We start from the raw sequence: 6,753 nt of genomic DNA, 5'->3' as shown, positions 1-6,753 counted from the left end.
GGTGTATTTTTTGTTATTGATAGGGTAATCAAAAACAAATCCTTTAGTTATTGATTATATTTATGAAATAATTAAACCTATTAAAACCAATCTATAACCAAGTTTGCTATGAATTACAAATACCTTATTCCCGGATTTCTTCTGGTATTGGGAGCCCATATCTCCTGTGCACAAGAAGATAGACCTGGCATTTCGGAAAACATCCCTCCGATTGCTGATGATCCAAAAAACTATACCGTGGAAACCGTGGTGGCCGACCTTAACAACCCTTGGGGCATGGCCTTTTTACCTGATGGAGGTATCCTAATCACCGAAAAAGAGGGGGAGTTGATTTATGCCAAAGGAGGTGAAAAAAAGACGGTAGCTGGAGCGCCTGAGGTAAGCTCCAGGGGCCAGGGAGGACTATTGGATATCATCTTACACCCTGACTTTGAAAACAATCACTGGGTTTACTTCACCTATTCTTCTGAAGAAGGCGAGGGAGAAGGAGCAAATACGGCCGTAATGCGGGCGAAATTTGACGGCAGTAGTTTAACCGATCATGAAGTGCTTTACAAAGCCTCTCCCAATTCCAGAAAAGGTCAGCACTTTGGATCGAGAATGGCTTTTGACAACGAAGGCTATCTTTACTTCTCCATGGGAGACCGTGGCGACAGGGATACCAATCCTCAAAACATTGGCCTCGACGGAGGAAAAGTTTACCGCCTAAACGATGACGGCACCATCCCAGAGGACAATCCGTTTTATAATGACCAGGACGCTAAAAAAGCCGTTTATTCTTATGGTCACAGAAATCCACAAGGCATGTTATTCCATCCTGAATACAATGAAATCTGGGTAAATGAGCATGGGCCACAGGGAGGAGATGAAATCAACGTGGTAAAAAAAGGAGCGAATTTCGGTTGGCCATTGATTTCTTATGGAATCAATTATGACAATTCCATCCTTACAGAGGAAACCAGCAAACCAGGCATGGAGCAGCCGCTCTATTATTGGGTGCCTTCCATTGCTCCAAGTGGCTTTGCCGTAGTCCCCGGTGAGGTTTATCCCGAGTGGAATGGAAATATTCTGGTAGGCTCACTGAAGTTCCAATACTTGGAGATGCTGTCGCTTAATGGAAAGAAAGTCACGAAAAGAGAAAAACTATTGGATGGGCTGGGCAGATTGCGAAATGTCAAAATAGGCCCTGATAATCATATCTATGCCGGAATAGAAGGAAAAGGAATTGTCAAAATCATCCCTAATAATTAAATATGCTTAAAATCGGATTATTGACCAGCCTGATGTTCTCCTATTTGGGCTGGACTGCTTATACCTTTAGCGACCAGGACGAGGCCTTACAGGCCAGTATCAAGAGAGGAAAAGAAGTTTACAATGATTACTGTATCACCTGTCATATGGCCAAAGGTGAGGGAGTAGAGGGAACATTCCCTCCCCTGGCCAAGGCTGATTTTCTCCTCAAAAACCGTGAAGAAAGTATCAGGGCAGTCAAGTTTGGGCTTAATGGAGAAATCAAAGTCAACGGCAAAACTTACAATAATACCATGGCAAATCTCGGACTTTATGATGACGAGGTGGCCGATGTCATGAATTACATCCTCAACAACTGGGGAAACAAATCCAAAAAGATGGTGACCGAGGAAGAGGTCAAAAAACTGGAAAAAGAAAAGAAAGACGCTTAAGTCATAACACACAAAAGGCCAACAACTTAAATGTTTTGGCCTTTTGTGTTTGGTCTTCTATCTATTATCTAGTGTCTCTCAAGTTGTATAAACCGAATTAAAAAGCACATAGTCCGTGGTCAGGTCACTACCCCAACCTATTCCTGAATGGCTCCCGGTATTCAGTTCAAGATGAACCCTGATATTGGACTCCCGCAAAAGTTTCTTCATATAATTTTTTTCAAACTCCACCGGACTTCCTTTTTCCAATACCTTGACCATATTATCCAGATCGCCAATATAAAGATTACATTTCTTATAATTAAAAGGAACACCCGCATTACCGCAGGCCGCCACAATCCTACCCCAGTTGGGATCCCTGCCAAACATGGCCGTCTTGACCAAACAGGAATCGGATATAGCCCGTACCAGCTTTCTGGCAATCCCTTCTGACCGGGCTTTGGTGACCCTATACTCGATAAACTTGCTGGCTCCTTCCCCATCAGAAACAATTAGCTTGGCCAAATGGGTAAGCAATTCACAAAGCCGCTCCCTAAACAGCAAGTATATAGGATCTTCCTCAGAGCTCACTTTATCATTTCCTGCCAAACCGTTGGCCAAAACCGCCACCATATCGTTGGTAGAAGTATCGCCGTCCACCGTGATCATATTGAAGGTCCTTTCTACACAGTAATGAAGGGCTTTTTGCAGCAACTTCTCATCAATATTAAAGTCCGTTACCACAAACGCCAGCATGGTTGCCATATTCGGATGGATCATCCCGGACCCTTTAGCCACCCCTCCTATATTGACTTCATAATCCCCATATTCAAAACTTTCAAAACCTTCCTTGGCAAAGGTATCCGTAGTAAGAATGGCATTGGCAACAAACGACCCTGCTTTGGTATTGTTGCTCAGTTTATGGAAGTTTTCTCGGATACCTTCCACCACATCATCGGTAGGAAATTTTTCTCCTATCAATCCAGTAGAGGCTACTATGACATCTTCTAAAGGCACATCGAGACTTTCTGCTGTCACCTGAGCCATTGCCTCAGCACCCAATCTCCCTTGTTCTCCCGTACAGGCATTGGCATTTCCTGCATTGCATACAATGACCTGTGCACGGTTATTTGCCAAATGTTTTTTGGTGAGCTTGATGGGCTCGGCCTGTACTTTGTTTTGGGTAAAGGTCGCTGCAGCAGCTGCAGGCACCTCTGAATAAATCAAGGCCAAATCCCTTCTCATGGATTTTACACCTGTATGCGCACCCCAACATTTGATTCCTCTTACGTTTGTAATATTTTTTATCATCGTTTTATGGTTGCAATGGTAATTGTTGTAAACCTGAAATCTCTGGTAAATCCAACATCAAATTCATATTGTGGACTGCCTGCCCGGCCGCTCCCTTGACCAAATTATCAATAGCAGAAAGGACAATCACCCGATTGGTTCTGCTGTCCCAAACCGGGTAAACATCACAGAAATTACTTCCTCGAACATCCTTTAAGCTGGGCACTTCATTCCTTAACCGTACAAATGGCTTGTTTTGATAAAACTGTTTATAGTTATCGGTCAAGTTACGCTGGTTCATCCCACCTTTAACTTGGGCATAGGCCGTCACCAATATCCCCCTGTCCACAGGAAGCAGATGGGGAGTAAACTGCACAGGAGTGACCGTACCATTTAATTTGCCCAATTGCTCCTCTATTTCTATTGTATGACGGTGGTTACTGATTCCATAGGCTTTAAAATTGTCGTTTACATTAGAAAAGTGCGTAGTAGCACTCGGCTTGATGCCCGCACCGGTAATGCCTGATTTAGCATCAATGATCACCGATCCATTTACTATCAAACCTGCATCAAACAATGGGGCCAAACTCAGTATGGAAGCCGTAGGATAACATCCGGGATTGGCCAGAATCTGACAAGCTCGAATATCCTCTTCATTCAATTCAGGAAGGCCGTATACCGCCTTACTAAAGGCATCTGAAAAAGTATGGGGAGTACCATACCAAGTTTCATACACTTCTGGACCTGACAACCTGAAATCTCCGGAGAGATCTACGAAACGGCACTTTTTCTGCCTCCATTGCTCAAGGTAATTCATCGAAACCCCATGGGGCAAAGCCAAAAAAACAATGTCAAATTCATCAGGATCAACCTCCTTTGCGGAGGAAAGCGGCTGATCCAGCTCTCCGTAAAACTGAGGATGAAGTGTACTGAAGCTTTTTCCTATATGGCTTTCGGAGGTGATCATTTTGATTTCCACTTCAGGATGACGGAGAAGAATCCTCGCCAATTCTGAACCTGTATAACCAGATGCTCCTACGATAGCGGCTTTGAATTTGGAAACGGTCATACCTTATGCTTTCTCTGATAAAACTTGTTCAACCAAAACCAATACCTTTTGTAAATCCTGCTGGGGAATGTTCAACGGGGGCACCAGACGTAAAACCTTTTCTGCAGTTGCATTGGCGATTACCCCTTCCTCAAGAAGGCGTTTCACCATGGGCGCAGCGGGCTTATTCATTTGAATCCCCAGCATCAATCCCATGCCCCTGATCTCAACGATCTCCGGAAATTGCTTCTGCAGGCTTTTAAATGATTTGACCAACCATTTCCCTTTCTCCTCGGCAGCTTTACAGAGCTGCTCCTCCATGATTACCTTCAGCGTGGCGATCGCGGCTGAAGAAGCCAAGGGATTGCCCCCAAAAGTGGTTCCATGATCCCCATAGTCAATGGCATCACTCACCTTTTGATGGCATAAAAAAGCCCCAATGGGCATGCCCCCTCCCAATCCTTTGGCCAAAGTCATGATATCAGGCCGGACTCCATAATGGTCTTTCGCAAACCACTTTCCGGTCCTGCCAATACCGCATTGGATCTCGTCAAAAATCAATAAGACATCCTGTTCATCACAAAGTTTCCTTAAGGCTTTGAGGTAACCTTTTTCTGCTGGATGAATCCCCCCTTCCCCTTGGATCGGTTCTAAAATCACAGCAGCCACATCATTTTTCAACGCACTTTTTACGGCTTCCAGATCATTAAAAGGAACTTGGGAGAACCCCGAAGGAATGGGGGCAAATCCCTTTTTGTGCTTGGCCTGACCAGTGGCAATGGTCGCCAGGGTACGGCCATGGAAACAGTTTTTCATGGCAATAATTTTCCCACCCCTGCCTTTCTTGTGCGCATACTTACGGGCAATTTTAAATGCTCCTTCCACTGATTCAGCACCACTGTTGGTAAGAAAGACTTGGTCCATACCACTGATCCTGACCAGTAATTCACTCAGGGCTACTTGAGATGGACTGACAAAAAAGTTGGATATGTGCATCAGTTCTGCAGCTTGTTCCTGAATGGCTTTGACCACCTTAGGATGGCAATGGCCGACATTGTTTACCGCTATGCCTGCCAGCATATCGATGTACTCCTTTCCATTGGCATCCCAAACCCGGCTGCCTCTTCCTTTCACAAAGGCGATTGGGAACCGCTTAAAAGTGGGCAGGTAATGCCGTTGGTCGATTTGCTGTAAAATTTCATTACTGATTTTCATCATAAATCATTTGGTTATTGTGGTTCCGATTTTCTCTTGTTCCAATACATAGGACTGTATTTGTTCAGGCTCTGTACCGTTCAGCAGAACGGCCCTTTTCACTCCTCCTTTCAGCGCATCTGAACAGGATTCCATTTTAGGAATCATGCCTCCATTAATTACATTGGGATAATATTGAGGCAATTCGCTTACCTTGAGGTCATGAATAATAGATGAGGGATCCGGGTAATGCTGAAAAAGTCCGTCTACATCGGTCAAAACAATATAATCATCCACTCTTAGTGCAGCGGCAACTTTTCCCGCAAAAATATCCGCATTGATGTTAAAATCATTCCCAAAAGTATCTGAGGCAATACATGTCATCACCGGGGTATATCCCCTGTCCATCAGCAAATGTAACAGCCTGACATTGACCTTTTTCACATCCCCAACCTGTCCTAAATCGACTTTTATGGAATTGCCTTCAGCATCCGTCCCTTTGTGCCAACGCTTCGCCGCTGTTACACACTGCCCATCCTTACCTGAGAGCCCTATGGCCGTCAATCCCGCCTTGTTGAGGGCACTCACCAAAGAACTGTTCACTTCTCCCTTTAAGGTTTTTTCAATGTAAAAAAGTGCCTCTCTGGAAGTATGGCGCTGCCCATCATAAAATGAAGCATCAATTCCTGCTGCCTTCAGGGCCTTATTGATAAAGGGGCCTCCACCATGAACAAGAATCACCTGTATCCCTTCATCATAGAGCACCTTAACTTTCTTGGCGATGTTTTCTTTAAGAGATTGATTGACCATTGCATTCCCCCCATATTTGATGAGAACTTTTCGGTTGGACATAATAGCAAGGTGTTTTTGTGAACAAAATTGTACTTTTCAAATACTCAAACAAAGACTTATTGACGTCTTAATCTTGTTATAATTTAAACAAAATATAAGGAAATAGCGTCTATTTCCCTTGTTATTAATTAATTAAACAATAACCATACCACCTGACAAAAAACCACAGCGACTTAACAATGAAACCTAATCGTTAAAAAAATATAACAAAAACAACAATTCATTAAACTAAAACCAACGCTCTTAGACTGTAAAAAAGTTCTCCCAGCTGTTTAAAAACTACCACAAAAGTTCCCCTTCTTTCTCAAGCCTGTATTCTCCGCTCAATGTGACAGTCCCGTCCTGAAGTTCACACTGAAATTCACCTCCTCTGGAACTCAACTGTAAAGCCTTAAAGTTATTTTTTCCCAATCTGTTCGCCCAAAAAGGCACCAGCATCGCATGAGATGAGCCCGTGGCAAAATCTTCCAAACTCTGCGTATGAGGCACCAAGGTCCTGCTCACAAAATCCACCTCGTCTCCGATAGCCGTAACTGCATATCCAAAAAGCTTACTGTCCCGCAAACGGGAAAAATCAGGCTGCATTTCTAGAATATGTTGCTCTTTTTCCGCCAGGACAATATGCTTATTCTTGGTTTCATACATGGCCTTGAGAGGTATTCCCAGACCATCCCTGATTTCTTCAGGGATAGTTTTCAATTCCTTCAC

The 6,753-nt window shown here is 43.8% G+C and carries 7 protein-coding genes; 2 read left to right on the top strand and 5 right to left on the bottom strand.

Features of this window, described 5'->3' with window-relative positions:
• Window positions 1-108 precede the first annotated feature (108 nt).
• The gene (locus ACYVAA_RS21835; protein WP_460545977.1) at window positions 109-1,251 is read left to right on the top strand and encodes a PQQ-dependent sugar dehydrogenase; all 1,143 of its coding nucleotides are present in this window, start codon (window positions 109-111) and stop codon (window positions 1,249-1,251) included.
• A gap of 2 nt (window positions 1,252-1,253) precedes the next feature.
• The gene (locus ACYVAA_RS21830; protein ID WP_460545975.1) at window positions 1,254-1,682 is read left to right on the top strand and encodes a c-type cytochrome; all 429 of its coding nucleotides are present in this window, start codon (window positions 1,254-1,256) and stop codon (window positions 1,680-1,682) included.
• Window positions 1,683-1,760: 78 nt separating this feature from the next.
• Here ACYVAA_RS21830 and argJ read toward each other — a convergent pair whose 3' ends face one another.
• The 5 genes from argJ to ACYVAA_RS21805 all read right to left on the bottom strand — a co-directional run.
• A complete protein-coding gene (gene argJ / locus ACYVAA_RS21825) occupies window positions 1,761-2,972 on the bottom strand; it encodes a bifunctional ornithine acetyltransferase/N-acetylglutamate synthase (protein ID WP_460545973.1) in 1,212 nt (403 codons plus the stop codon).
• A gap of 4 nt (window positions 2,973-2,976) precedes the next feature.
• The gene (gene argC / locus ACYVAA_RS21820; RefSeq protein ID WP_460545971.1) at window positions 2,977-4,020 is read right to left on the bottom strand and encodes an N-acetyl-gamma-glutamyl-phosphate reductase; all 1,044 of its coding nucleotides are present in this window, start codon (window positions 4,018-4,020) and stop codon (window positions 2,977-2,979) included.
• 3 nt (window positions 4,021-4,023) lie between these two features.
• Window positions 4,024-5,217, bottom strand: coding sequence for an aspartate aminotransferase family protein (locus ACYVAA_RS21815; RefSeq protein WP_460545969.1), 1,194 nt, complete (start codon window positions 5,215-5,217; stop codon window positions 4,024-4,026).
• 3 nt (window positions 5,218-5,220) lie between these two features.
• Complete coding sequence (argB, locus tag ACYVAA_RS21810; protein WP_460545967.1) at window positions 5,221-6,045, bottom strand: acetylglutamate kinase; 825 nt, start codon at window positions 6,043-6,045, stop codon at window positions 5,221-5,223.
• 279 nt (window positions 6,046-6,324) lie between these two features.
• On the bottom strand, window positions 6,325-6,753 hold a 429-nt coding region (locus ACYVAA_RS21805), incomplete at its 5' end, for a PhzF family phenazine biosynthesis protein (protein WP_460545965.1).

The organism is Echinicola sediminis (assembly GCF_054777495.1).
Note: the sequence above shows the minus strand (reverse complement) of the source record. Positions and strands in the feature narration are given on the sequence as shown.